23 protein-coding genes, 1 pseudogene and 1 riboswitch are annotated in these 22,244 nt (G+C 72.6%); of the genes and pseudogenes, 14 read left to right on the forward strand and 10 right to left on the reverse strand.

All coding sequences use genetic code 11. The annotated features are described in order from the left end of the window. The first annotated feature begins 77 nt into the window (after positions 1 to 77). Complete coding sequence (locus ACH4ZA_RS13370) at positions 78 to 833, forward strand: endonuclease/exonuclease/phosphatase family protein (RefSeq protein WP_398429413.1); 756 nt, start codon at positions 78 to 80, stop codon at positions 831 to 833. A 184-nt stretch (positions 834 to 1,017) separates the two neighbouring features. Here ACH4ZA_RS13370 and ACH4ZA_RS13375 read toward each other — a convergent pair whose 3' ends face one another. Together ACH4ZA_RS13375 and ACH4ZA_RS13380 are read right to left on the reverse strand one after the other, a co-directional pair. Next, positions 1,018 to 1,656 (reverse strand): hypothetical protein, encoded by a 639-nt coding sequence (locus ACH4ZA_RS13375; RefSeq protein ID WP_319278850.1) that lies wholly within the window; start codon positions 1,654 to 1,656, stop codon positions 1,018 to 1,020. Further along, entirely contained in the window at positions 1,649 to 2,428 is a 780-nt protein-coding gene (locus ACH4ZA_RS13380) for an alpha/beta fold hydrolase (RefSeq protein WP_319278849.1), read from the reverse strand. Before ACH4ZA_RS13380 ends, ACH4ZA_RS13375 begins: the two co-directional genes overlap by 8 nt. A gap of 159 nt (positions 2,429 to 2,587) precedes the next feature. Between ACH4ZA_RS13380 and ACH4ZA_RS13385 the strand changes: the two genes are divergently transcribed. Genes ACH4ZA_RS13385 through ACH4ZA_RS13400 form a run of 4 tightly spaced genes read left to right on the forward strand, consistent with a single transcriptional unit; the run spans position 2,588 to position 6,463 of the window. Further along, positions 2,588 to 3,421: a lysophospholipid acyltransferase family protein gene (locus ACH4ZA_RS13385; protein ID WP_398429415.1), complete on the forward strand. Its 834-nt coding sequence runs from the start codon at positions 2,588 to 2,590 to the stop codon at positions 3,419 to 3,421. A gap of 40 nt (positions 3,422 to 3,461) precedes the next feature. Continuing rightward, positions 3,462 to 4,688 (forward strand): MacS family sensor histidine kinase, encoded by a 1,227-nt coding sequence (gene macS, locus ACH4ZA_RS13390; RefSeq protein ID WP_319278847.1) that lies wholly within the window; start codon positions 3,462 to 3,464, stop codon positions 4,686 to 4,688. Further along, a complete protein-coding gene (locus ACH4ZA_RS13395; RefSeq protein WP_398429417.1) occupies positions 4,685 to 5,380 on the forward strand; it encodes a response regulator in 696 nt (231 codons plus the stop codon). The genes macS and ACH4ZA_RS13395 overlap by 4 nt, the downstream gene beginning before the upstream one ends. A gap of 54 nt (positions 5,381 to 5,434) precedes the next feature. After that, positions 5,435 to 6,463 carry a 6-phosphofructokinase gene (locus tag ACH4ZA_RS13400; RefSeq protein WP_351671976.1) on the forward strand — a complete coding sequence of 343 codons (1,029 nt, stop codon included), beginning with the start codon at positions 5,435 to 5,437 and terminating at the stop codon, positions 6,461 to 6,463. A 30-nt stretch (positions 6,464 to 6,493) separates the two neighbouring features. On the opposite strand, the gene ACH4ZA_RS13405 is transcribed toward ACH4ZA_RS13400, so the two are convergent. Both ACH4ZA_RS13405 and ACH4ZA_RS13410 read right to left on the reverse strand, forming a co-directional pair. Continuing rightward, positions 6,494 to 8,356, reverse strand: coding sequence for an anthranilate synthase family protein (locus ACH4ZA_RS13405; RefSeq protein ID WP_398429418.1), 1,863 nt, complete (start codon positions 8,354 to 8,356; stop codon positions 6,494 to 6,496). 109 nt (positions 8,357 to 8,465) lie between these two features. Further along, the gene (locus ACH4ZA_RS13410) at positions 8,466 to 8,522 is read right to left on the reverse strand and encodes a trp operon leader peptide (protein WP_115913573.1); all 57 of its coding nucleotides are present in this window, start codon (positions 8,520 to 8,522) and stop codon (positions 8,466 to 8,468) included. A gap of 120 nt (positions 8,523 to 8,642) precedes the next feature. Here ACH4ZA_RS13410 and ACH4ZA_RS13415 point away from each other — a divergent pair, with 120 nt between their 5' ends. Together ACH4ZA_RS13415 and ACH4ZA_RS13420 are read left to right on the forward strand one after the other, a co-directional pair. After that, positions 8,643 to 9,995, forward strand: a complete 1,353-nt coding sequence (locus ACH4ZA_RS13415; protein ID WP_319278843.1) for a class II 3-deoxy-7-phosphoheptulonate synthase — start codon at positions 8,643 to 8,645, stop codon at positions 9,993 to 9,995. A 151-nt stretch (positions 9,996 to 10,146) separates the two neighbouring features. Beyond that, entirely contained in the window at positions 10,147 to 10,389 is a 243-nt protein-coding gene (locus ACH4ZA_RS13420; protein ID WP_319278841.1) for a (2Fe-2S)-binding protein, read from the forward strand. Between the two features lie 53 nt (positions 10,390 to 10,442). Here the strand turns inward: ACH4ZA_RS13420 and bfr are convergent, their stop codons facing one another. Further along, on the reverse strand, positions 10,443 to 10,922 hold the full coding sequence (gene bfr / locus ACH4ZA_RS13425; protein WP_107444433.1) for a bacterioferritin: 480 nt from the start codon (positions 10,920 to 10,922) through the stop codon (positions 10,443 to 10,445). Between the two features lie 185 nt (positions 10,923 to 11,107). On the opposite strand from bfr, the gene ACH4ZA_RS13430 reads away from it, so the two are divergent. Beyond that, positions 11,108 to 11,737, forward strand: coding sequence for a sulfite oxidase-like oxidoreductase (locus tag ACH4ZA_RS13430; protein WP_319278840.1), 630 nt, complete (start codon positions 11,108 to 11,110; stop codon positions 11,735 to 11,737). Between the two features lie 57 nt (positions 11,738 to 11,794). On the opposite strand, the gene ACH4ZA_RS13435 is transcribed toward ACH4ZA_RS13430, so the two are convergent. The 5 genes from ACH4ZA_RS13435 to thiO all read right to left on the reverse strand — a co-directional run bounded on the left by ACH4ZA_RS13435 (position 11,795) and on the right by thiO (position 16,994). Continuing rightward, on the reverse strand, positions 11,795 to 12,673 hold the full coding sequence (locus ACH4ZA_RS13435; protein ID WP_319278839.1) for a deoxyribonuclease IV: 879 nt from the start codon (positions 12,671 to 12,673) through the stop codon (positions 11,795 to 11,797). Positions 12,674 to 12,707: 34 nt separating this feature from the next. Next, positions 12,708 to 14,648 carry a Stk1 family PASTA domain-containing Ser/Thr kinase gene (gene pknB, locus ACH4ZA_RS13440; protein WP_398429421.1) on the reverse strand — a complete coding sequence of 647 codons (1,941 nt, stop codon included), beginning with the start codon at positions 14,646 to 14,648 and terminating at the stop codon, positions 12,708 to 12,710. A 172-nt stretch (positions 14,649 to 14,820) separates the two neighbouring features. Next, positions 14,821 to 15,615: a thiazole synthase gene (locus tag ACH4ZA_RS13445; protein WP_319278836.1), complete on the reverse strand. Its 795-nt coding sequence runs from the start codon at positions 15,613 to 15,615 to the stop codon at positions 14,821 to 14,823. Positions 15,616 to 15,618: 3 nt separating this feature from the next. Then, complete coding sequence (gene thiS, locus ACH4ZA_RS13450) at positions 15,619 to 15,819, reverse strand: sulfur carrier protein ThiS (protein ID WP_319278904.1); 201 nt, start codon at positions 15,817 to 15,819, stop codon at positions 15,619 to 15,621. An 8-nt stretch (positions 15,820 to 15,827) separates the two neighbouring features. Continuing rightward, positions 15,828 to 16,994: a glycine oxidase ThiO gene (gene thiO, locus ACH4ZA_RS13455; protein ID WP_398429423.1), complete on the reverse strand. Its 1,167-nt coding sequence runs from the start codon at positions 16,992 to 16,994 to the stop codon at positions 15,828 to 15,830. After that, a riboswitch (TPP riboswitch) is annotated at positions 16,992 to 17,103 on the reverse strand. Its footprint overlaps the gene before it by 3 nt. A 52-nt stretch (positions 17,104 to 17,155) precedes the next feature. Here thiO and ACH4ZA_RS13460 point away from each other — a divergent pair. The 6 genes and pseudogenes from ACH4ZA_RS13460 to ACH4ZA_RS13485 form a co-directional block, all read left to right on the forward strand. Next, positions 17,156 to 17,488: pseudogene (locus tag ACH4ZA_RS13460) on the forward strand (hypothetical protein); the annotation flags it as partial. Between the two features lie 113 nt (positions 17,489 to 17,601). Continuing rightward, complete coding sequence (locus tag ACH4ZA_RS13465; protein ID WP_398429424.1) at positions 17,602 to 18,843, forward strand: NAD(P)/FAD-dependent oxidoreductase; 1,242 nt, start codon at positions 17,602 to 17,604, stop codon at positions 18,841 to 18,843. A 67-nt stretch (positions 18,844 to 18,910) separates the two neighbouring features. Beyond that, positions 18,911 to 19,276, forward strand: coding sequence for an Rv2175c family DNA-binding protein (locus tag ACH4ZA_RS13470; protein ID WP_319278834.1), 366 nt, complete (start codon positions 18,911 to 18,913; stop codon positions 19,274 to 19,276). Positions 19,277 to 19,353: 77 nt separating this feature from the next. After that, positions 19,354 to 20,001: a thiamine phosphate synthase gene (gene thiE / locus ACH4ZA_RS13475; RefSeq protein ID WP_398429427.1), complete on the forward strand. Its 648-nt coding sequence runs from the start codon at positions 19,354 to 19,356 to the stop codon at positions 19,999 to 20,001. A 149-nt stretch (positions 20,002 to 20,150) separates the two neighbouring features. After that, on the forward strand, positions 20,151 to 21,074 hold the full coding sequence (gene metF, locus ACH4ZA_RS13480) for a methylenetetrahydrofolate reductase [NAD(P)H] (RefSeq protein WP_319278832.1): 924 nt from the start codon (positions 20,151 to 20,153) through the stop codon (positions 21,072 to 21,074). A 56-nt stretch (positions 21,075 to 21,130) separates the two neighbouring features. Continuing rightward, positions 21,131 to 22,144, forward strand: coding sequence for a hypothetical protein (locus tag ACH4ZA_RS13485; RefSeq protein ID WP_319278831.1), 1,014 nt, complete (start codon positions 21,131 to 21,133; stop codon positions 22,142 to 22,144). Positions 22,145 to 22,244 lie beyond the last annotated feature (100 nt).

Raw genomic sequence — 22,244 nt, forward strand, 5'->3', positions numbered from 1 at the left:
TCCACACGGGGGCCTGCTCGCGCGGCCCCCGTTCGCTTTTGCGGACGTACGGGACGAGGCGGCGTATCTTGATCACCATGCCGACGACGTCGCCGCTCCCCAACTCCTGCACCGAGCCGGACGGTTCGGCCGTCATCCGGGTACTCAGCTACAACGTCCGCTCGCTGCGGGACGACACCGGCGCGCTCGTCCGGGTCATCACCGCCTGTGCCCCCGACCTGGTGCTCGTCCAGGAAGCCCCGCTCTTCTTCCGCTGGCGCAAGAAGCTCGCCCGTCTCGCGGCCGCCTCCGGTCAGGTGATCCTCACCGGCGGCGGCACCGCGGCCGGCCCCGCCGTCCTGTGCTCACTGCGGGCGACCGTCGAGCGCACCGAGGACGTGCTGCTGCCGCTCACCCCGGGTCAGTTCCGCCGGGGCCTGGCGACGGCCGTGGTCCGCTTCGCGGGCGCCCGCCTGGGTGTCGTCAGCTGCCATCTCGGACTGACGGCGGCCGAGCGCCGTGAGCACGGCGGCCTGCTCCTCGACCGGATGGCCGGACTGGGCGTGGAGCACGCGATCGTGGGCGGCGACCTCAACGAACGGCCCGACGGCCGCACCTTCGGCCGACTGGCGGCAGCCCTGCAGGACTGCCGCACCGCGGCCCCCTGGGGCGCCGAGCACACCTTCCCGGCCACCGGACCGGACCGCCGCATCGACTCGATCTTCGCGACGAAGGCCGTGGAGGTGCTGGGCTGCGGGGTGCCGGTCGGACTGCCGGGCGTCACCGAGGCCGACCTGCGCGCGGCCACCGATCACCTGCCGGTGCTGGCCGCGCTCCGCGTGCCCGCGACCTGAACCCCCGTCCGCCCCGCCCCTCCCGCAGGGGCGGCCGCAGGCCGTCAGCGGGCCTGCCCCCCAGGGCGGCCACGGACCGCCCGCCGGGTCCCGCCGCCCGCCGCGACGCACACCGCCCGCCGGCCCGTGCCTCCTACGGCCGGACCGCCGGCCGTGGATCAGACGACTGCTCCCCGGCCGTGGATCAGACGACTGCGCCCCGGCCCGGATCGCCCTCGTCCTCGTCGTCCGTGCGCATCCGTGCCACCAGGGTGGCGAAGCCGCCGAGGAAGCCGCCGATGCAGACGGTCGCGAGCCACCACGTCATCTCCCAGCCCAGCAGCACCGCGAGCAGCAGCAGCACCGGACCGCCGAGCACGCCGAGCCAGGCGAACCTGGACGTGGTGTCCGCGGTGGGCAGCGGAGGCGGCTCCGGCGGGACGAAATGGCCCTCGTCGTCCTCGTCGAAGTCCTCCTCGGCCGGTTCGGGCGTCACGTAGTCCCGCGGGCCGACGCCGGGCGCGAAGGCGACCGAACTGCCCAGCGGCTTGGTGGGTTTCTTCTCCTCGCCGGATTCCTTCGCGGGCTCCGCGCCGGTGTCCGCCCCGGCCTCCTCGTCGTTCGCCTCGAACTCGGGGAGCGCCAGGTCCTCGATCGACTTGAACGGCTTCGCACCCGGCGGGTCCGGGGGCTCGTCGCCGTACCCCGCGACGATCGCCGCCCACGCGGCCGCCTCGTCGAAGGGCACGCTCTGCTCCTCCGGCTCGCGCCCCTCCCGGGCGTCCCGGCCGTCCCGCTCGTCCCGGTTCTCCCGGTCCTCGCGGTCGGCGTCGTGCTCAGCCACCTACGGCCGTCCCTTCCTTGCCGACACTGGGCGCGACCCGGCCGATGAACGCGTAGCTCTCCTCGAAGATCCGGTCCGCATCGTGGTCCAACGTCGCCACGTGGTAGCTCTGTTCCAGCAGGATCTCGGTCACGTCCGTCGACGACACCCGGCTGAGGACCCGTGCCGAGTCGGCCGGCGGCACGACATGGTCCTGCGCGCTGTGCAACAGCAGCAGCGGCTGGGTGACCTGCGGCAGCTCGCCGTCGACCAGGCGCAGGAAGGTGCGCAGGGAGTGCGCCGAGTGCAGCGGCACCCGGTCGTACCCGCTCTCCTCGACGCCCCCCTTCGCGATGTCGCTCGTGATCCCCTTGGTCGTGCGGACGAGATGACGGGCCACCGGGAGGGCGTACGCGGACAGGCCGTGCACCTTGTTCGCCGGATTGACGACGACGACGCCGGCCACGCCCTCCCCGTGCTTCGCGGCCAGCCGCAGCGCCAGCGCGCCGCCCATGGACAGACCGACCACGAACACCGCCGCGCAGCGCCGGCGCAGGGCGTGCAGCTCGCGGTCCACCTCCGCGTACCAGTCCTGCCAGCCGGTCAGAGCCATGTCCTCCCAGCGTGTGCCGTGGCCCGGCAGGAGCGGCAGGGAGACCGTCAGGCCCTGCTCGGCCAGGTACCGCGCCCACGGGCGCAGCGACTGCGGGGAACCGGTGAAGCCGTGACAGAGGAGCACTCCGACCTCCCCGCCCTCATGGCGGTACGGCTCGGCTCCAGGAAGGACCGGCACCTTCGGTCTCCTGTCTTCGTCTGTTCTGCATGGGAGGGATGTGTGCTTCACCGTACGCGACCCCACTGACACCGACCAGGGCCGTCGGAGCCATTGCCGCCGCCCCGGGTTATGGTCTGTGCGACACAAACAGGAGGCAGTCGGTTGTTGTACGGCGCGATGAAGGTCGCTATCGGGGGACCCCTGCGGGTCGCCTTCAGGCCCTGGGTGGAGGGTCTGGAGAACATCCCCGCCGAGGGCGCCGCGATCCTGGCGAGCAACCACCTGTCGTTCTCCGACTCGTTCTTCCTGCCCGCGGTGCTCGACCGCAAGGTCACCTTCATCGCGAAGGCCGAGTACTTCACCACGCCCGGCGTGAAGGGCCGACTGACGGCGGCCTTCTTCAAGGGCGTCGGCCAGCTCCCGGTGGACCGCTCCGGCGGGCGCGGCGCGGGTGAGGCCGCGGTCCGCAGCGGCATCGAGGTGCTGGAGCGCGGGGAGCTCTTCGGGATCTATCCCGAGGGCACGCGCTCGCCCGACGGGCGCCTCTACCGCGGCAAGCCGGGCGGCCTCGCGCGCGTGGCGCTCGCCACCGGCGCGCCCGTGATCCCGGTCGCCATGATCGACACCGAGAAGATCCAGCCGCCCGGGAAGGTCCTCCCGAAGATCATGCGGCCCGGCATCCGCATCGGGGAGCCGCTGGACTTCAGCCGATACCAGGGCATGGAGCACGACCGGTTCGTGCTGCGCGCCGTGACCGACGAGGTCATGTACGAGATCATGAAGCTCTCCGGCCAGGAGTACGTCGACATGTACGCGACCGCCGCAAAGCGGCAGATCGCGGAGGCGGCGAAGGCCGACAAGGAAGCCGAGAAGGCCGCGAAGGCGGCGCTCGCGCAGGCGGAGAAGGACCGGGCCGCGAAGGAGCAGGCGCAGAAGGACCGTGCCGACGACGACGCGCAGCAGCCGGACGGGCAGCAGCCGGACGCGGGGCAGCGGGACGAAGAGCAGTAGGGCAAAGAGCCGTAGTCGGCGGCCCGGGGGCGGGGGACGGATGGCCAGACGCGAGAGGGTCATGAAGATGTCGGTCGAGCTGCCGCTGTGGCGTGCGCTCGCCGGATACCGGGTCCTCACCATGCTCTACGCGGTGGGGTTCTTCGCCACTGCCTACGACGGATTCGCCCGGCCCTGGGTCGCGGTCGCCTACTACTGCGTCCTGTTCGTCTGGACGGTGGCCACCCTGCCCAAGGTCGCGAGCGCCGCGAGCTGCACCAAGCGCTTCCTCGCCGCCGACCTCGCCGTGGCGCTCACCGGCATCATGCTCACGACCGTCGCGGACAGCCACGAACGCATCCAGTCCGGCGGCCCGACGCTCCCGTCGATATGGACCGCGGGCTCGGTGCTGGCGTTCGCCATCAAGGGCGGCTGGCGCTGGGCGGCGTTCGCCTCCACGGCCGTCGCGGTGACCAACCTGGTCGAGCGCGGCACCCCGGCCCGCGACACCGTCCACAACGTCGTCCTCGTCTGGGTCGCCTCCATCGCCATCGGCTACGTCGTCGAGGTCGCCCGCGCCTCCGAGCGCACCCTCGCCCGCGCCCTGGAGATCGAGGCCGCGACCCGGGAACGGGAGCGGCTCGCCCGCGACATCCACGACAGCGTGCTGCAGGTGCTCGCCATGGTGCAGCGGCGCGGCGCCGTCATCGGCGGGGAGGCCGCCGAGCTGGGCCGGCTGGCCGGTGAGCAGGAGGTGGCGCTGCGCACGCTGGTCTCCGGCGGCCTCGTGCCGGTGTCCCGGGTCTCCCGGGACGCGGCGGACGGCGCCGTGGTCTACGCGGTGGACGAACCGGCGGAGGAGCCCGCCGTCGTCGACCTGCGCGCGCTGCTCGCCCCCTTCGCGGGCGCCCGCGTGAACCTGGCCGACCCCGGCGCCGCGGTGCCGCTGCCCGCGCCCGCCGCACGGGAACTGGCCGCCGCGGTCGGGGCTGCGCTGGACAACGTGCGCGCACACGCGGGGCCGGACGCCCGGGCCTGGATCCTCGTCGAGGACGAGCCGGACACGGTCGTCGTCACCGTGCGCGACGACGGGCCGGGCATCCCGGAGGGCCGGCTCGCGCAGGCCGAGGGCGAAGGAAGGCTCGGGGTCGCCCAGTCGATCCGGGGCCGGCTGCGGGACCTCGGCGGCAGCGCCGAGCTGATCTCGACGCCGGGACAGGGCACGGAGGTCGAACTGACCGTGCCGAAGGAGAAGAACGTGCAGCGGGGGAAGGCGGGACGGCGATGAGCCAGGAACACGGCGGTGTGGGAACCGGCGGCGCGATCAGGGTGATGGTGGTCGACGACCACCCCATGTGGCGCGACGCGGTCGCCCGGGACCTGGCCGCGTCGGGACTGGACGTGGTCGCCACCGCCGGCGACGGCGAGCAGGCCGTGCGCCGCGCCAGGGCCGTCACGCCCGACGTGCTCGTGCTGGACCTGAACCTGCCCGCCAAGCCGGGCGTCCAGGTCTGCAAGGAGGTCGTCGCCGCGAACCCCGCCCTGCGGGTCCTGGTCCTGTCGGCGAGCGGCGAACACGCCGACGTGCTGGAGGCGGTGAAGTCCGGCGCGACCGGGTACCTGCTGAAGTCGGCGTCCACCGAGGAACTGCTGGACGCCGTGCGCCGCACGGCCGCCGGCGACCCGGTGTTCACCCCGGGGCTGGCCGGCCTGGTCCTCGGCGAGTACCGCCGGCTCGCCTCCGACCCCGGCTCCGCGGCCGACAGCGACGAGCCGAACGCGCCCCGGCTCACCGACCGCGAGACCGAGGTGCTCCGGCTCGTCGCCAAGGGCCTGAGCTACAAGCAGATCGCCGAACGCCTGGTGATCTCGCACCGCACCGTCCAGAACCACGTCCAGAACACCCTGGGCAAGCTCCAGCTGCACAACCGGGTGGAACTGGTCCGGTACGCGATCGAACGGGGCCTCGACGACGAGTGACCCGCGCGCGACACTGACCCTTCGTCAGACAACTGCGGCGAAGGGACACTTTCCATGCGCGTCGGAGTACTGACCGGAGGCGGCGACTGCCCCGGCCTCAACGCCGTCATCCGGGCCGTCGTCCGCAAGGGCGTCCAGGAGTACGGCCATGACTTCGTCGGCTTCCGGGACGGCTGGCGGGGTCTGCTCGAGAGGCGTTCGGTCCGCCTCGACATCCCCGCCGTCCGGGGCATCCTGCCCCGCGGCGGCACGATCCTCGGCTCCTCGCGGACCAACCCCTTCAAGGAGGAGGACGGCGTCCGCCGCATCAAGGACACCCTCGCCGAGTCGGGTGTCGACGCGCTCGTGACCATCGGCGGCGAGGACACCCTCGGTGTCGCCGCCCGCCTCTCCGACGAGTTCGCGGTGCCCTGCGTGGGCGTCCCCAAGACCATCGACAACGACCTGTCCGCCACCGACTACACCTTCGGCTTCGACACCGCCGTGGGCATCGCGACCGAGGCCATCGACCGGCTGCACACCACCGCCGAGTCGCACATGCGCGTCCTCGTCGTCGAGGTGATGGGCCGTCACGCGGGCTGGATCGCCCTGCACTCCGGGCTGGCGGGCGGCGCCAACGTCATCCTCATCCCCGAGCAGCGCTTCGACATCGACCAGGTGTGCGCCTGGGTGACCTCCCGCTTCCGCTCGTCGTACGCGCCGATCGTGGTCGTCGCCGAGGGCGCGATGCCCAGGGACGGCGACGTGGTGCTCAAGGACGGGTCGCTGGACTCCTTCGGGCACGTGCGGCTCTCCGGAGTCGGCGAGTGGCTGGCCAAGGAGATCGAGCGGCGCACCGGGAAGGAGGCCCGCACGACGGTCCTCGGCCACGTCCAGCGCGGCGGCACCCCGAGCGCCTTCGACCGCTGGCTCGCCACCCGCTTCGGCCTGCACGCCGTCGACGCCGTGCACGAGGGCGACTTCGGCAAGATGGTCGCCCTGCGCGGCACGGACGTCGTCCGGGTGCCCATCGCCGAGGCGACGGCCCGCCTGAAGACCGTCGACCCGAGCCTGTACGCGGAGGTCGGGGTGTTCTTCGGCTGAGCCGCCGCGGGGGGCCGTGGCGCCGAGCCGCTACGAGGGCAGGCCCGTGGCGCGGAGCCGGGCGACGGCCTCCCGCACCAGGGACGTCCCGTTCAGCGTCAGCACAGACTCCGGATGGAACTGCACTCCGCCGAACCCGGGGCCCCGCAACGCGTGCACCTCGCCGTTCGGGGCCCGGCTCACCTCCACCCCGTGCGCGGCCAGCTCCTGCGCGGCCGCGTCGCCGCACCGCGCCACGAAGCTGTTGTAGAAGCCCACCGTCTCGGTCCGCCCGAACAGGTCGATCTCCGTCTGCGCCCCCTGGTACGGAATCTCCTTGCGGACGATGTCCAGCCCCAGCTCGGCCGCGATCAGCTCGTGGCCGAGGCACACGCCGAGCACCCCGTGCCGGTGCTCCCGCAGCACCCGGGCGGTCAGCTCCCGCAGGCGCCGCATCTTGGGATCGCGCAGGTCCGAGGGATCGCCGGGACCGGGCCCCAGCACCACCGGCCCCTCGTGCGCGAACACCGCCTCGGGCAGCCCGTCCTCGTCGTACCGCCGGACGTCCACCTCGAGGCCGCCGGAGCGCAGCACGTGCGCCAGCATCGCCGTGAAGGCGTCCTCGGCGTCGACGACGAGGGCGTGCCCGGTCAGGTCCCGTGTGCGCTCCTGCATCCGCAGCCAGAACGGGGCCAGCGAGGCGCGCCGTCCGTCGAGCGCAGCCCGCACCCGGGGGTCGTCGGCGAGCCTCGGCGGCACCGCCCGGGAGTCCGGCCGGCCCGCGCGGACCCCCAGCGCCGCCAGCACCCCGGCCGCCTTGGCGTGGGTCTCCGCCACTTCGCCCGCCGGGTCCGAACCCCGCACCAGCGTGGCCCCGACCGGCACCCGCAGCCGCCCGGCCGCGTCGACGTCGGCGGTGCGGATGAGGATGGGGGAGTCGAGGGTCTGCGCTCCGCCCGAGTCCCGTCCCAGCAGCGCCAGCGCGCCGGCGTAGTACCCCCGCCCGCCGACCTCGTGCCGCTCGATGACCCGGCAGGCGTTCTGCACGGGCGAGCCGGTCACGGTCGCCGCGAACATCGTCTCCTTCAGCACTTCGCGCGCGTCCAGCGAGGACTTCCCGCGCAGCTCGTACTCGGTGTGCGCGAGGTGCGCCATCTCCTTCAGCCGCGGTCCGACCACCACGCCGCCCATGTCGCCGACCGTGCACATCATCTTGAGCTCCTCGTCGACGACCATCGACAGCTCCTCGATCTCCTTGCCGTCGGCGAGGAAGTCCAGCAGGTGCTCGGGGCTCGGCCCCTCGGCGGGATACCGGTACGTGCCGCTGATCGGGTTCATGACGACCGTGCCGCCGGACATCCGCACATGCACCTCGGGGCTCGCGCCGACGAGCGTCCTGTCCCCGGTGTGCACGACGAACGTCCAGTACGCGCCCCGCTCGCCCTCGAGCAGCCGCCGGAACAGGGCGAGGGCGTCGGCCCGCGAGAACCCGGGGATCTCGCCCTCGTAGGTCCGCCGGATCACGAAGTTCGCGCCCTCGCCGCCGCCGATCTCGTCGCGCAGCACCCGCCCGACGATCCGCGCGTACTCCTCGTCGCCGACGTCGAAGGCGCCGTCGCGGACGCGGACGTCGTGGGCGGGCAGCTGGGCGAGGACGTCCTCGAGCGGGAAGGAGTGGGTTTCCTCGGGGTGCAGCACCGAGAGCGGTGTGCCGTCGTCGCGCACGTCGAAGCCGCGCTCGCGGATCTGGCGGAAGGGGACCAGGGCGAGGCCCTCGTCGGGCAGGTCGGCCAGCCGCTCGTAGGCGCGGACCGGACCGAGGAGCAGTTCGACGACGTTCTCGTCGTGGCCCGGCGTGCGGCGGCGCAGCAGGGCGAACGGGCGGGGGTCGCAGGACAGGTCGGGCAGATCCATGAGGCGTGTCCTTCTCGCTGGGAGGAGTGTGTCGCCAGAGGGACGGCCGGCCCGAAAACACCGAAGGCCGCCCCCCGGGCGGCCTTCGCGAAGTCGTGCGTACGCGCAGTCAGTGGGCCGCCGGATGAGCGGTCCACCACCAGTTCTGGATCGAAAGCGCGAACATGCGCCGCACCCTACCCCATGGGCGCCCGGCCCGCGGGGAGCTCCTCAGGTGAGCGCTACGGCGTCTCACCTGTCGAGCCGGTGCGAAAGCGACGTGACACGACCCCGTAGTGTTGAGGGCGTGACCGTGAACGCTAAGACCAGCGCGAGCGCTGGCAACACCTGGCGAGACCTGCCCGCGGCGCAGCAGCCCGAGTACCCCGACACCGAGGCTCTGCGCGCAGTGATCGCGGACCTCGAGTCGTATCCGCCGCTCGTCTTCGCGGGCGAGTGCGACCAGCTGCGCGCCCGGTTGGCGGCTGTCGCCAAGGGAGAGGCGTTCCTCCTCCAGGGCGGCGACTGCGCCGAGGCCTTCGACGCGGTGTCGGCCGACCACATCCGCAACAAGCTCAAGACGTTGCTGCAGATGGGCGCGGTGCTGACGTACGCGGCCTCCGTGCCGGTCGTCAAGGTCGGCCGGATCGCCGGCCAGTACTCGAAGCCGCGTTCCAAGAACACCGAGACCCGCGACGGCGTGACGCTGCCGACGTACCGCGGCGACTCGGTCAACGGCTTCGAGTTCAACGAGGCGGCCCGGGTCCCGGACCCCGAGCGGCTGAAGCGGATGTACAACGCGTCCGCCTCGACGCTCAACCTGGTGCGCGCCTTCACCACCGGCGGCTACGCCGACCTGCGCCAGGTGCACGCCTGGAACCAGGACTTCGTGAAGTCGTCCCCGTCCGGCCAGCGCTACGAGCAGCTCGCCCGCGAGATCGACAACGCGCTGAACTTCATGCACGCCTGCGGGGCCGACCCGGAGGAGTTCAAGACGGTCGAGTTCTACGCCTCGCACGAGGCGCTGCTGCTCGACTACGAGTCCGCCCTGACCAGGGTCGACTCCCGCACCGGGCGCCTGTACGACGTCTCGGCGCACATGGTGTGGATCGGCGAGCGCACCCGGCAGCTGGACCACGCGCACATCGAGTTCGCCTCGAAGATCCGCAACCCCGTGGGCATCAAGCTCGGCCCGACCACCACGGCCGAGGAGGCGCTGCAGTACATCGAGCGTCTCGACCCCGACCGCGAGCCCGGCCGGCTGACCTTCATCGTCCGCATGGGCGCCGACAAGGTCCGTGACAAGCTGCCCGAGCTGGTGGAGAAGGTCACCGCTTCCGGTGCGACCGTGGCCTGGATCACCGACCCGATGCACGGCAACACCTACGAGGCGGCCTCGGGTCACAAGACCCGCCGCTTCGACGACGTGCTGGACGAGGTCAAGGGCTTCTTCGAGGTCCACAAGGCGCTCGGCACCCACCCGGGCGGCATCCACGTGGAGCTGACCGGCGACGACGTCACCGAGTGCGTGGGCGGCGGCGACGAGATCTTCGTCGACGACCTCCACCAGCGTTACGAGACGGCCTGCGACCCGCGGCTGAACCGCAGCCAGTCCCTCGACCTGGCGTTCCTCGTGGCGGAGATGTACCGCGACCAGTAGGCGCGGGGTGACGGCAGTGGGGCGCGGATCACATGCGATCCGCGCCCCACTCCACTTTTCCCGCCACGCGGCGCCGGGTAAGGTTAGGTTAGCCTCACCGACCAGGGATCCCCTGAGACCCGGTAGGCGCGACTCAGGGACCGGCGAGGAGGTGAACCGCGTGTACGTCTGCAGCTGCTTCGGGGTGACCGAGGCCCAGGTCAAACAGCACGTGGACGACGGCGCCTGCACACCGCGCCAGATCGCCTCCGCCTGCAAGGCGGGCACGGACTGCGGCTCCTGTGTGCGCCGGATCCAGGCCATCCTGGGCCGGGGCGCCGGCCCGCGCCCGGGCGTCGCCGACCTCGCCGACCGCAACGCGCCGGTCCTCGCCGCACTCGACGAAGCGGCTTAGCGCCGCACCCGGTACGGCCGGCCGTGGCATGCTCCGGCCCGGCTTCGCGCCGCTCAGCTCTCCGGCTGCTCGATCAGCTGGGCGATGTAGAGCGCCTCGCCGAGTTTCTCGACCAGCTCCAGCTGCGTGTCCAGATAGTCGATGTGGTGTTCCTCGTCCTCGAGGATCGACTCGAAGATGTTCGCGGACGTGATGTCGCCCTTTTCGCGCATCACCTTGATGCCGCGCTTCAGCCGGTCGATCGCCTCCACCTCGATGAGCCGGTCGGCCTCGAACATCTCCTTGACCGTCTGGCCGACGCGCACATGGAACAGCCGCTGGTAATTCGGCAGGCCGTCAAGGAAGAGAATCCGGTCGGTGAGCACCTCGGCGTGCTTCATCTCGTCGAAGGACTCGTGCCGCGTGTATTTCGCGAGCTTCGTCCAGCCGAAGTTCTCCTGCATCTTGGCGTGGAGGAAGTACTGGTTGATGGCGGTGAGTTCGCCGGTGAGCTGCTCGTTGAGGAATTCGATGACCTCGGGGTCGCCCTGCATGGCAGAGGCTCCTTCCACGTCGGGGAATTCGGGAGGTTCCGCCGCATGATTTCACCGGCATCGAAGATCGTCCAGTAAGTGCGTACTTAGTAAGTTAGTGCATGCTTAGTATCGGTTGCCCGATTCGGGGCGGGCCGGGTCATGGCTGGTCATGTGCATCGTCCGGGGTCTGTCAGGATGGAGTCATGGGTCATCCGGTGGAGCGCGAATCTGGAGCAGAGGTGTCCGAGCTTCCGCCGGGACAGCGACTGCAGCGCGGCTGGCCCGTCACCCACTACGGCCCGGTCCCCAAGTTCCGCCCCGAACGCTGGGAGTTCCGGGTCTTCGGCGCCACCGCCGACGGTGAGAAGCGCTGCTGGAACCACGACGAGATCACCGCCCTCCCGTACGCCTCCGTGCTGGCCGACCTGCACTGTGTGACGAAGTTCAGCATGCTCGGCGCCGAGTGGGGCGGCATCCCGGCCCGCACGATCCTGGAGATCGCGCCGCCCGCCCCGAGCGTCACCCATGTGATGGTGTGGGCCGAGTACGGCTTCAGCTCCAACCTGCGGCTGTCCGACTTCGCCGCCGAGCGCACGATCTTCGCCACCCACAAGGACGGCGAGCTGCTCACGGCCGAGCACGGCTTCCCGCTGCGTCTGGTCGTCCCGCACCTCTACGCCTGGAAGGGCCCCAAGTGGGTCCGCGGCGTCGAGTACATGACCGCCGACCGCCGGGGTTTCTGGGAGGAGCGCGGCTACCACAACATCGGGGACCCCTGGCGCGAGCAGCGCTACTCCTACCAGGAGGAGCCCGGGGAGGGCCCCGAACTCTGACCGGCCGCAGGGCCGGGAGGGCCCGAGGGGCGGGAGCGCCCCGGGCGGACGGACGTCCTAGCCGTCCCGCAGCTTCTTCAGCCGTCGCACGTCCTCCGCGTGGCCCTCCCTGCCGCCCGGCGTCTCGATGATCAGCGGCACGCCCGCCGTCGCCGGGTGCGTCATGAGGTCCCGGAAGGGGTCCTCGCCGATGTGACCCGCGCCGATGTTCTCGTGCCGGTCCTTGTGCGCGCCGGCCACGTCCTTGGAGTCGTTGGCGTGGATCAGCTTCAGTCGGCCCTCGCCGACCGTGTCCACCAGCAGGTCGAGGGTGCGGTGCATGCCGGACGGGCCGGCCAGGTCGTGACCGGCCGCGAAGACGTGACAGGTGTCGAGGCAGACGCCGAGCCTGGGGTGGGAGTCCAGAGCCTCGAAGTACGGCCCGAAGTCCCAGGTCCGGGAGCAGAGCGACGAGCCCTGGCCGGCGGTGGACTCCAGCAGCAGGAACGGGTCGTCGTCGTGGGTCAGCTCGTCCAGCAGCGGCAGCAGGTACTCGCGCACCTGTTTCAGCGCCACCGACCGGTCCCGTCCGCCCGTCGCGCTCCCGGTGTGCACGACCACGCCCAGCGCGCCGATCTCCCGCCCCCGGCGCAGCGAGTGCCGCATCGACGCCACCGACCGCTCGGCCGTCGCCTCGGTGTGCGAACCGAAGTTGATCAGGTACGGCGCGTGCACGTACGCCGGGACCGACCGCTGCGAGCACGCCTCCCGGAAGGCCTCGTCCTGCCGTGGGTCGCCCACCGGCGTGGCCCAGCCGCGCGGGTTGGCCACGAACACCTGGACCGCCTCGGCCTCGAGGTCGTGCGCGTACGACATGCCCACACGGTGCAGACCGCCCGCCACGGGCACATGGCCGCCGACGGGATTGCGGGAGGGGAAGGGGGGACGAGCACTCACCCGGTCAGGGTGTCATGCCCGCCCGCCCGGTCCGTCACCGGATGGTGATCGTGATCGTCGACCCCTTGGGAGCCGACTTCCCGGCCTCGACGGACTGCTTCTTCACGGTGTCGCCGAACAGGCCGAGCAGACCGCGGTCCTCGTCGACCTGGAACCCCGCCTGCTCCAGGAGCGACTTGGCGTCGTCCACGCTCGAGCCGACCACGTTCGGGACCTCGACCATCTCCGGGCCCTTGGACAGAGTCAGCGTCACGGTGTCGCCCTCGGCGAGCTGACTGTCCGCCTTGGGGGTCTGCGCCGCGACCTTGCCCTTGTCGACCCCGGAATTGACCTGCTCGGCGGCGACCTTCACCGTCAGGCCGGCCTCCTCCAGCTCGGCCCTGGCGTCGTCCAGGTCGTCACCGGAGACGTCGGGGACGTCGATCGGCTTGCCCTTGCTGACGACGAGCGAGATCGCGGTGCCCGCACGGCGCTTGGCTCCCGCCTCCGGATCGGTGCTGATCACCGAGCCCCGGGCGACGTCGTCGCTGAACTCCTCGGTGACCAGACCCGGTTCCAGGCCGTCCTTCTTCAGCTGTTCCTGGGCCTTGTCCAGCCCCGTGCCCTGCACGTCCGGCACCTTCACGATCTCGGGGCCGTCGGAGACGGTCAGCGCCACCGAGTCGTTCTTGCGGATCCGGGCGCCGGGCCCGGGGTCCGTCTCCGTGACCGTGCCGCGCTTCGCCGTGTCGCTGTACGTGTGCCGGACCTTGCCGACCTCCAGCCCCGCCGCCTCCAGGCGCTTGCGGGCCTCGGCCTCCTTCTGCGTCAGCACCGGGGGGACCTTGGTGAACTGGCCGGAGTTGATGTACCACACGCCCGCGCCCACGCCGAGCACCAGCAGGACGACGGTGACGAGCGCGATCACCGAGCGCCGGGGCCGCACGGAGCGGCGCCGCGGCGGCAGCGGAGGCGGGCTCTGGAACCGGGAGGTCCGGTTGAGCGCGGCCGCCTCGTCGGCGGGCTCGTCCTCGTTGACGGGCAGCGGGCGGGGGACCGTGAGCGAGCGGGGGATCACGCTCGTGCGGTCCTCGGCGTTGTCGTGCTCGCCGGAGAGGGCCTGCGGGGGCAGCGCGTCCAGCTGCTCCTCGGTGAGCGGGGCGCGCGCCTCGCGGACCTGCGCGAGCAGCGCGACGGCGTCGTGCGGGCGGACCCCGGGCGTGCGCGCGGTGGCCGACGCCACGAGTTCGTCCAGCTCGAACGGCAGCCCGGGGACGAGTGCCGAGGGCGCCGGGACGTCCTCGTGGAGGTGCTTGTAGAGCACGATCGCGGGGGAGTCCCCCTCATGCGGCTTGTCGCCGGTGAGCATCTCGTAGAGCACGACGCCGCACGCGTACACGTCGACGCGGGGATCGGCGACGCCCGGCTGGTCGATCTGCTCGGGGGCGAGGTAGGACACGGTGCCGAGCACCGCCCCGGTGGTGCTGGTGACGGTGTCCACCGAGCGCACCAGACCGAAGTCGGCGACCTTGACCCGGCCGTCGTCCCCGATCAGCACGTTCTCGGGCTTCATGTCCCGGTGCACGAAACCGGCCCGGTGCGCGGCGCCCAGTGCGGCGAGGACGGGCTCGAGGATGTCGAGCGCGGCCCTCGGCTGCAGGGCCCCGCGCTCGCGCAGCACGTCCCGCAGGGTGCAGCCGGCGATGTACTCCATGGCCAGGTAGACGTACGACCCGTCGGCGCCCTGGTCGAAGACCTGCACGACGTTCGGATGGGCCAGGCGGGCGACCGATTTCGCCTCCCGGATGAACCGCTCGACGAACGCCGCGTCGGCGGCGAGCGCCGGATGCATCACCTTGAGCGCGAGCACCCGGTCGAGGCGGGTGTCCACGGCCCGGTAGACCGTGGCCATCCCGCCGACCGCGATCCGCGCCTCCACGCGATACCTGCCGTCGAGCACCTGCCCGACCAGAGGGTCCTGAAGGGTCGTGTCCACGCAGGTGAGTGTACGAGCCGACGCCGACACCCCGCCGATCACACCGGGATCGCAGCGCGACTGCAGCCGAGCTGTGACGCGAACCGGCGGGCGGCGCCGGGACCCGCCGCGTTCGCGGCCCGGCGAGTCCCTAGCCGGTGACGTCCGTGCGCCGCCCGGCGGTCGGCCGCCGTCAGAAAGCGGGGCGTTCCGGGTCCAGGGCGGCCAGGCCCTCGGCGGGAGACGACGCCTCGGCGAAGTAGCGGCGGGGGATCCGGCCCGCCAGCCGGGCCCACCTGCCAGCCTCGACGCCGGCCCGCATGGCGGACGCCATGCGCTCGGGATCGCGGGCCCGTGTCACCGCCGACGCCAGCATCACCCCCGCACACCCCAGCTCCATCGCCAGCGCCGCGTCCGACGCCGTGCCGGCGCCCGCGTCCAGGATCACCGGCACGCGCGCGTTCTCGACGATCAGCTGGAAGTTGTGCGGGTTGCGGATCCCTAGGCCGGACCCGATCGGCGACCCCAGCGGCATCACCGCGGCGCAGCCGGCGTCCTCCAGCTTCCGGGCCAGCACCGGATCGTCGTTCGTGTAGGGCAGCACCGTGAACCCCTCGTCCACCAGCGTCTCCGCCGCGTCCAGCAGCTCCACCGGGTCGGGCAGCAGAGTCCGCTCGTCGGCGATGACCTCCAGCTTGACCAGGTCGGTCCCCAGCGCCTCCCTGGCCAGCCGGGCCGTCAGCACGGCCTCGCCGGCCGTGAAGCAGCCCGCCGTGTTCGGCAGCACCCGGATGCCGAGCCGCTCCAGCACCGACAGCACGGACCCGTGCACCGACGGGTCCACCCGGCGCATCGCGACCGTCGTCAGCTCGGTGCCGGAGGCGATCAGGGCCCGCTCCAGCACCTCCAGGCTGGGCGCGCCGCCGGTGCCCATGATCAGCCGGGAGGAGTAGGAGGTCCCCCCGAGGACGAGGTCGTCGTCGGCCACGGTTCAGCCTCCCTGGACGGCGGTGAGGACTTCCACGCGGTCTCCGTCGGACAGGGCCGTGGACGGCCACTGCGCGCGCGGGACGACGGTCTCGTTGAGCGCGGCGGCCACCCCGGAGGCCGCGGGCGTCAGGGACCGCACGACGCTGTCGAGAGCGGTGCCGGGAGCGAACTGCCGCCGCTCGCCGTTGACCGAGACGTTCACAGGGGCGTTCACGCGGGCTGCTCCAGGAGTGCGGCGGCGCCGAAACGCCGGGGGGTGAAGGGGCGGGCCTCGTCGGGCAGCTCCCCGGTGACCAGGACCTCCGCCATCGCGTCACCGGTCACCGGCGTCAGCAGCACGCCGTTGCGGTAGTGCCCGGTGGCCAGCAGCAGCCCGGGCAGCTCCGTCGGCCCGAGCAGCGGCGCGTTGTCCAGGGAACCCGGACGCAGGCCCGCGCGCGTCTCGGTGAGCGGCAGCTCGGTGATGCCGGGGACCAGTTCGTGGGCGTCGCGCAGCAGCTCGTACACGCCCCCCGCCGTCACGGTCGTGTCCCAGCCGAGCTCCTCGCTGGTCGCGCCCACCACCAGTTCGCCGTTGTCCCGGGGGACCAGGTAGACGTGGCTGCCGCGGACCACGGCCCGCACGGTCCGGTTCAGGAACGGCGCGCACCGGGCCGGCACGGTCAGCCGCAGGACCTGTCCCTTCACGGGCCGTACGGCGGGCAGCACGTCCTGCGGGACGCCCGCGAGCCGCCCGCTCAGACTGCCGCCCGCGAGCACCGTCTGTTCGGCCGCCGCCGTCGTGCCGTCCCGCAGGACGGCCCCCGTCGCCCGGTCGCCCGCGACCGTCAGCCGCTCCGCCCACGTGCGGTGGAACACGACGCCCGCCCGCTCGCAGGCCGCCGTCAGGGCTGCGGCCAGCCGCCGCGGATCGACCTGGTGGTCGCCGTCCGCCCGCAGTCCGCCGCGCACCCCCGGCGCGAGCATCGGCTCCAGACGCCGGCACTCACGCCCGGACAGCCACTGCGACTCCAGCCCCGACTGCCGCTGCAGGGCGTGCAGTTCGCGCAGGTGGGTGCGGTCGTCGGAGTCCAGCGCGACCGCGAGCGTGCCGCAGTGCCGGTAGCCGACGTCGAGCCCGGTCAGCTCCGTCAGCTCGGCCGCGAAGTCCGGATAGCGGCGGGCCGACGCGAGGTTCAGGCCGAGCAGGGTCTGCTCGCCGTAGTGCAGTTCCGTGACGGCCGCCAGCATCCCGGCGGCCACCTGGGCGGCCCCGCCGCCCGGCTCCGGGTCCGCCACCGCCGTGGCGAGGCCGCGCTGTGCGGCCCGCCAGGCGGTGACCAGCCCGATGATCCCGCCCCCGATGACGAGGACGTCTGACGTGCGTGGAGACGACATGGGCGTCCAGCCCCTCCCTTCGCCGGCATGACCCGGATCAGGTTCGTACGGTCGGAGGCCGCCAGCCTCCCTCTCAGCCCGGTGCGTCCGGGCTCCCGCGAGTGCTCTACGTTGGCCACCCTAGCCCGACGTGACACGCCTCAGTAAGGGAGCCCCCGCCCATGGCACGCTCGCTCGACGGCCTCGTCCTCGCCCCCGTGGCCGACCAGGCCCGCGGGCAGGTCGGCCTGCGCACCCGCTTCGCCTACCACGAGCGGGACGGGGCGGTCTGGGCCGAATACGCGGGCGGCGACGTCGTGCGCGGGCGCCTCGTGGGGACCCGCGAGGGGGACCGGCTCGACTTCCGGTACGTCCAGCTGGGACACGACGGGACGACCTCCTCGGGTCACTGCGTGTCGACGGTCCTGGAGTTGCCCGACGGCCGGGTCCGCCTCGAGGAGGCCTGGGAGTGGGAGTCCCGGGCGGGCCACGGCGTCAGCGTCGTGGAGCAGATCCCGGACGAAGGGGAGGAATCCCCGCGCGACGCACCGGGTGCCGCGCGCGGTGTGGAGCAGGTCACCGAGCAGGGCGGCTGACTGACGAAACGTCAGGTGTCTATGGTGATCAGGTGAGCGAGCAGAGGCAGGAAGAGGACCGGTCCGGGGCGCGGCGCGTGGTCGTCGCCGGCGCGGGCATGGCCGGGGTGCAGACCGCGGTCGCCCTGCGCGAGCAGGGCTTCGACGGAGCCGTCACCCTGATCGGCGCGGAACCCCACCAGCCCTACGACCGGCCCCCGCTGTCCAAGGCCGTGCTGCTCGGCAAGGCCGCGAACTCCGCCTTCGACGTCGACTTCGAGGGCCTCGGCATCCGGCTTGAGCTCGGCCGCGAGGTCCTCGGCCTGCGTCCCGCCGACCATGAGCTGGACACCGAGCGCGGGCCCGTCCCCTACGACGTCCTCGTCCTCGCCACCGGGGCGGAGCCCGTCCGGCTGCCGGGCTCCGAGGGCGTGCCCGGCGTGCACCTGCTGCGCACCCTGGACGACGCCGAGCGCCTGCGACCCGTCCTCGCCCGCCGGCACGACATCGTGGTCGTCGGCGCCGGCTGGATCGGCGCCGAGTTCGCCACGGCCGCGCGCGAGGCCGGCTGCGCGGTGACCGTCGTCGAGGCCGCCGACCGGCCGCTGGCCGGGGCGCTGCCGCCCGAGGTCGCCGTCCCGATGGCCGACTGGTACGCCGACAGCGGCGCCGACCTGCGCACCCACGCGCGCGTGGCGCGCCTGGAGCCCGGCGCCGTCGTGCTGGACGACGGCTCGCGGCTGGCCGCCGGCGCCGTCGTGGTCGGCATCGGCGCCCGCCCCGCCACCGCCTGGCTCGCCGGCTCCGGCGTCGAGCTGGGCGCGCACCACGAGGTCGTGGCGGACGCGGGCCTGCGCACGAACCTGCCGGACGTGTACGCGGTCGGCGACTGCGCCTCCTTCCCCTCGCGCAGGTACGGCGAGCGGCTCCTCGTCCACCACTGGGACAACGCCCTCCAGGGACCGCGCACGGTCGCGGCGAACATCCTCGGCGCGGCCACCGGCGAGCCCCCGGTCGCCTACGACCCGGTCCCGTACTTCTGGTCCGAGCAGTTCGGCCGTTTCGTCCAGTACGCCGGTCACCACGCCGACGCCGACGTCGTGCTGTGGCGCGGCGAGCCGTCCGGGCCCGCCTGGACCGTCTGCTGGCTGCGCGAGGACCGGCTGGTCGCCCTGCTGGCCGTGGGGCGCCCGCGCGATCTCGCCCAGGGCAGGCGGCTGATCGAGGCGGCCACGCCGATGAACCCGCGGCTCCTCGTGGACCCCGCCCGGCCGCTCAAGGCGGCCACCGCCTGAGCCCCCGCCCCCCTGGTCGGACCGGCCCGGCTTCCGACTGTCAGCGGCAGATGGCAGGCTTGTTCCCGTGACCGAGATTGACGCAAAGACCGACGCCCTCGTCCCCGCCTGGCTCACCGTGCCCGACATCGCGGAGATGCTCGATGTCGACGTGATCCGCGTCCGGCAGCTGATCAAGGACGGCCAGCTCATCGCCGTACGCCGGGGGGAGAACCGCGCGCTGCACGTCCCCGCCGCCTTCATCGACGGGGACAAGGTGGTGAAGGGCCTGGTCGGGACCCTGACGCTGCTGCGGGACGACGGCTTCTCGAACGAGGAGATGCTCGAGTGGCTCTTCACGCCCGACCCGAGCCTGCCCGGCACGCCCGCGCAGGCCCTGAGTGAGAATCGCGGCACGGAGGTGAAGCGCCGCGCCCAGGCGCTCGCCGTCTGAACCCGCGGACTCGCACCGACACCCGGCGTACGGGGGCGCAGCCGGCCCCCGTGCGCCACCACCCTGGGGGACCCCGTATGCCCGACACCGCCCGCACCCGCCTGGCCGCGGCCCGGCTGTACCTGTGCACGGACGCCCGCACCCGGCAGGGCGACCTCCCGGAGTTCCTGGACGCCGTCCTCGCCGCCGGCGTCGACATCGTCCAGCTGCGCGACAAGGGCATGGAGGCCGCCGAGGAGCTGGACCACCTGAAGGTGTTCGCCGACGCCTGCGCCCGGCACGGCAGGCTGCTCGCGGTCAACGACCGCGCGGACGTGGCGCACGCCGCCGGGGCCGACGTCCTCCACCTCGGCCAGGGCGACCTGCCGGTCCCCGCGGCCCGCGCGATCCTCGGCGGCGACGTCCTCGTCGGCCGTTCCACGCACGCGGCGGCCGAGGCCGAGGCGGCCGCGGTCCAGGAGGGCGTCGACTACTTCTGCACAGGCCCGTGCTGGCCCACCCCCACCAAGCCCGGCCGGCACGCTCCCGGCCTCGGCCTGGTCCGGCACACCGCCGGCCTCGGCACCGACCGCCCGTGGTTCGCCATCGGCGGCATCGACCTGGAGAACCTCGACGAGGTGCTGGCGGCGGGCGCCCGCCGGGTGGTGGTCGTCCGGGCGATCACCGAGGCGGCGGATCCGGGCGCCGCGGCGGCCGAGTTCGCGAAGCGGCTGAGCCAGGCGTAGCGCCCGGCGGCCGCCCGCGGGACCGCCGGGCTCCGGCTCGTACGGTCGTTTCGTGTACGCCTGTCCAAGGGATGGACAACAAGTCGGCAATTCGGGCAAATATCCCCCATCCGGTTGGGGGACCGCCCACCCCTGACTAACCTGCGGGTATGGCCCTAGGAACCGCATCCACCAGGACGGACCGCGCGCGCACCGTGCGCGACATCCTGGCGACCGGCAAGACGACGTACTCGTTCGAGTTCTACGCGCCGAAGACGCCCCAGGGTGAGCGGAGCCTGTGGAACGCGCTGCGCAGGGTCGAGGCGGTCGCGCCCGACTTCGTCTCGGTGACGTACGGCGCCGGCGGTTCCACCCGGGCGACCACGGTCCGTGAGACCCAGCAGATCGTCGTCGACACCACTCTGACCCCGGTCGCGCACCTCACCGCCGTGGACCACTCCGTCGCCGAGCTGCGCAACATCATCGGCCAGTACGCCGACGCCGGAATCCGCAACATGCTCGCCGTGCGCGGCGACCCGCCCGGCGACCCGATGGGCGCCTGGGTGCCGCATCCGCAGGGCCTGACGTACGCCGCCGAACTCGTCCGGCTCATCAAGGAGTCGGGCGACTTCTGCGTGGGCGTCGCCGCGTTCCCCGAGATGCACCCGCGCTCCGACGCCTGGGAGGCCGACGTCGCGCACTTCGTCGACAAGTGCCGGGCCGGCGCCGACTACGCCATCACACAGATGTTCTTCGAGCCCGACTCCTATCTGCGGCTGCGCGACCGCGTCGAGGCGGCCGGCTGTGTGACTCCGGTCATCCCCGAGGTGCTTCCGGTGACGAGTGTGAAGATGCTGGAACGCCTGCCACAGCTCAGCAACGCCCACTTCCCGGCCGCCCTGAAAGAGCGGATCCTCACAGCCAAAGACGATCCGTCCGCTGTACGCTCCATTGGCATCGACTTCGCCACGGAGTTCTGCGCACGGCTGCTGGCCGAGGGAGTGCCCGGACTGCACTTCATCACGCTCAACAGCTCCACGGCGACGCTGGAAATCTACGAGAACCTGGGCCTGCACCATCCGCCGCAGGCCTAGACCGGTCGCACCGACTTACGACACACTGCGTAGCGGCCACTGGGAGAGGGGCGTACATGGGCTGGACGGTCCTCTACATCGCGTTCGGCATCGTCGCGCTGTGGCTGCTGGGTGAGGTGCTGCTGCAGTACAAGGCGCGGCTGCGCTGGCGGCTGCTGGCGTTCGTCGGCTTCCTCGGCGTCGTCCTCGGCGTCCTGATCCCGTCGGTCGTCGTCATCGCGCTGGGCGCGGCCGCCTTCGCGGTCGGCCAGACCTACGTCACGCTCTCCTTCCGGCGCGGCTTCGCCGAGGGCTGGGCCTTCCGGCGCGCCGACGCGGACGCCGAGGGCGGCGAGTTCGGTTCGCTCGTCAAACGCCGCCGCGGCAAGGCCGAGCGCCAGGACCCGGTCCTCGAGGACTCCGATCCCGGGGCCGCCGAGGCGGGCTTCGCGTCCGGTGCGCCGTACGACGACGCCGCGGACCCGGCCCGGGACGGCGGCCGGCGCGGCGACGCCAACGCCTACGACGACGACTTCGACCGCGACGACGTCTTCACCCCCGCCGGCCGCACCGCCGCGGCCTCCGTCTACGAGCCGCAGCCCATGCCCGACGACACCGGCTCCTACGGCATATACAGCGACGCCGCGTACGCGGCGTCGACCGGCCAGGGGCAGCAGCAGGGCCAGCAGCAGGACCAGTACGCGACGGCCGGCCAGGGCGCCGACCAGAACTACGGCTACGACGGCTACTCCAACTACCAGCAGCAGTACGGCTACGACGCCACCGGCGAGCAGCAGTACGCCGCCTACTCCGACCCGTACATCGGCACCCAGACCTACGGCACCGGGTCCTACGACCCCGCCTACGGGCAGCAGCAGTACGGACAGCAGGGCTACGGCCAGGACCAGTACGGCACGGGCGGCTACGGGGAGACCCCGGCCGGCGGCGTCTGGGTCCCGCAGCAGCGCAACACCGACGATCCGCTGGGCGGCGACTACCAGTCCGGGCAGCAGCAGTACCCCTACCAGGGCGACGACCGGCAGCAGGGGCCCGGCCAGGGCACCGGCTACGACGAGCAGTACCGGTTCTGACGGCCGCGCCCACCCACCGCACGCCCCGGCCGAGCGTCACCGCGAGCCGGGTCGGCCCACCTCCCGCACGCTGCGCTCACTGCCGAGCCGGGTACGCCGG

Source organism: Streptomyces sp. NPDC020597 (genome assembly GCF_044335095.1).
In the GTDB taxonomy this organism is placed as follows: Bacteria; Actinomycetota; Actinomycetes; order Streptomycetales; family Streptomycetaceae; genus Streptomyces.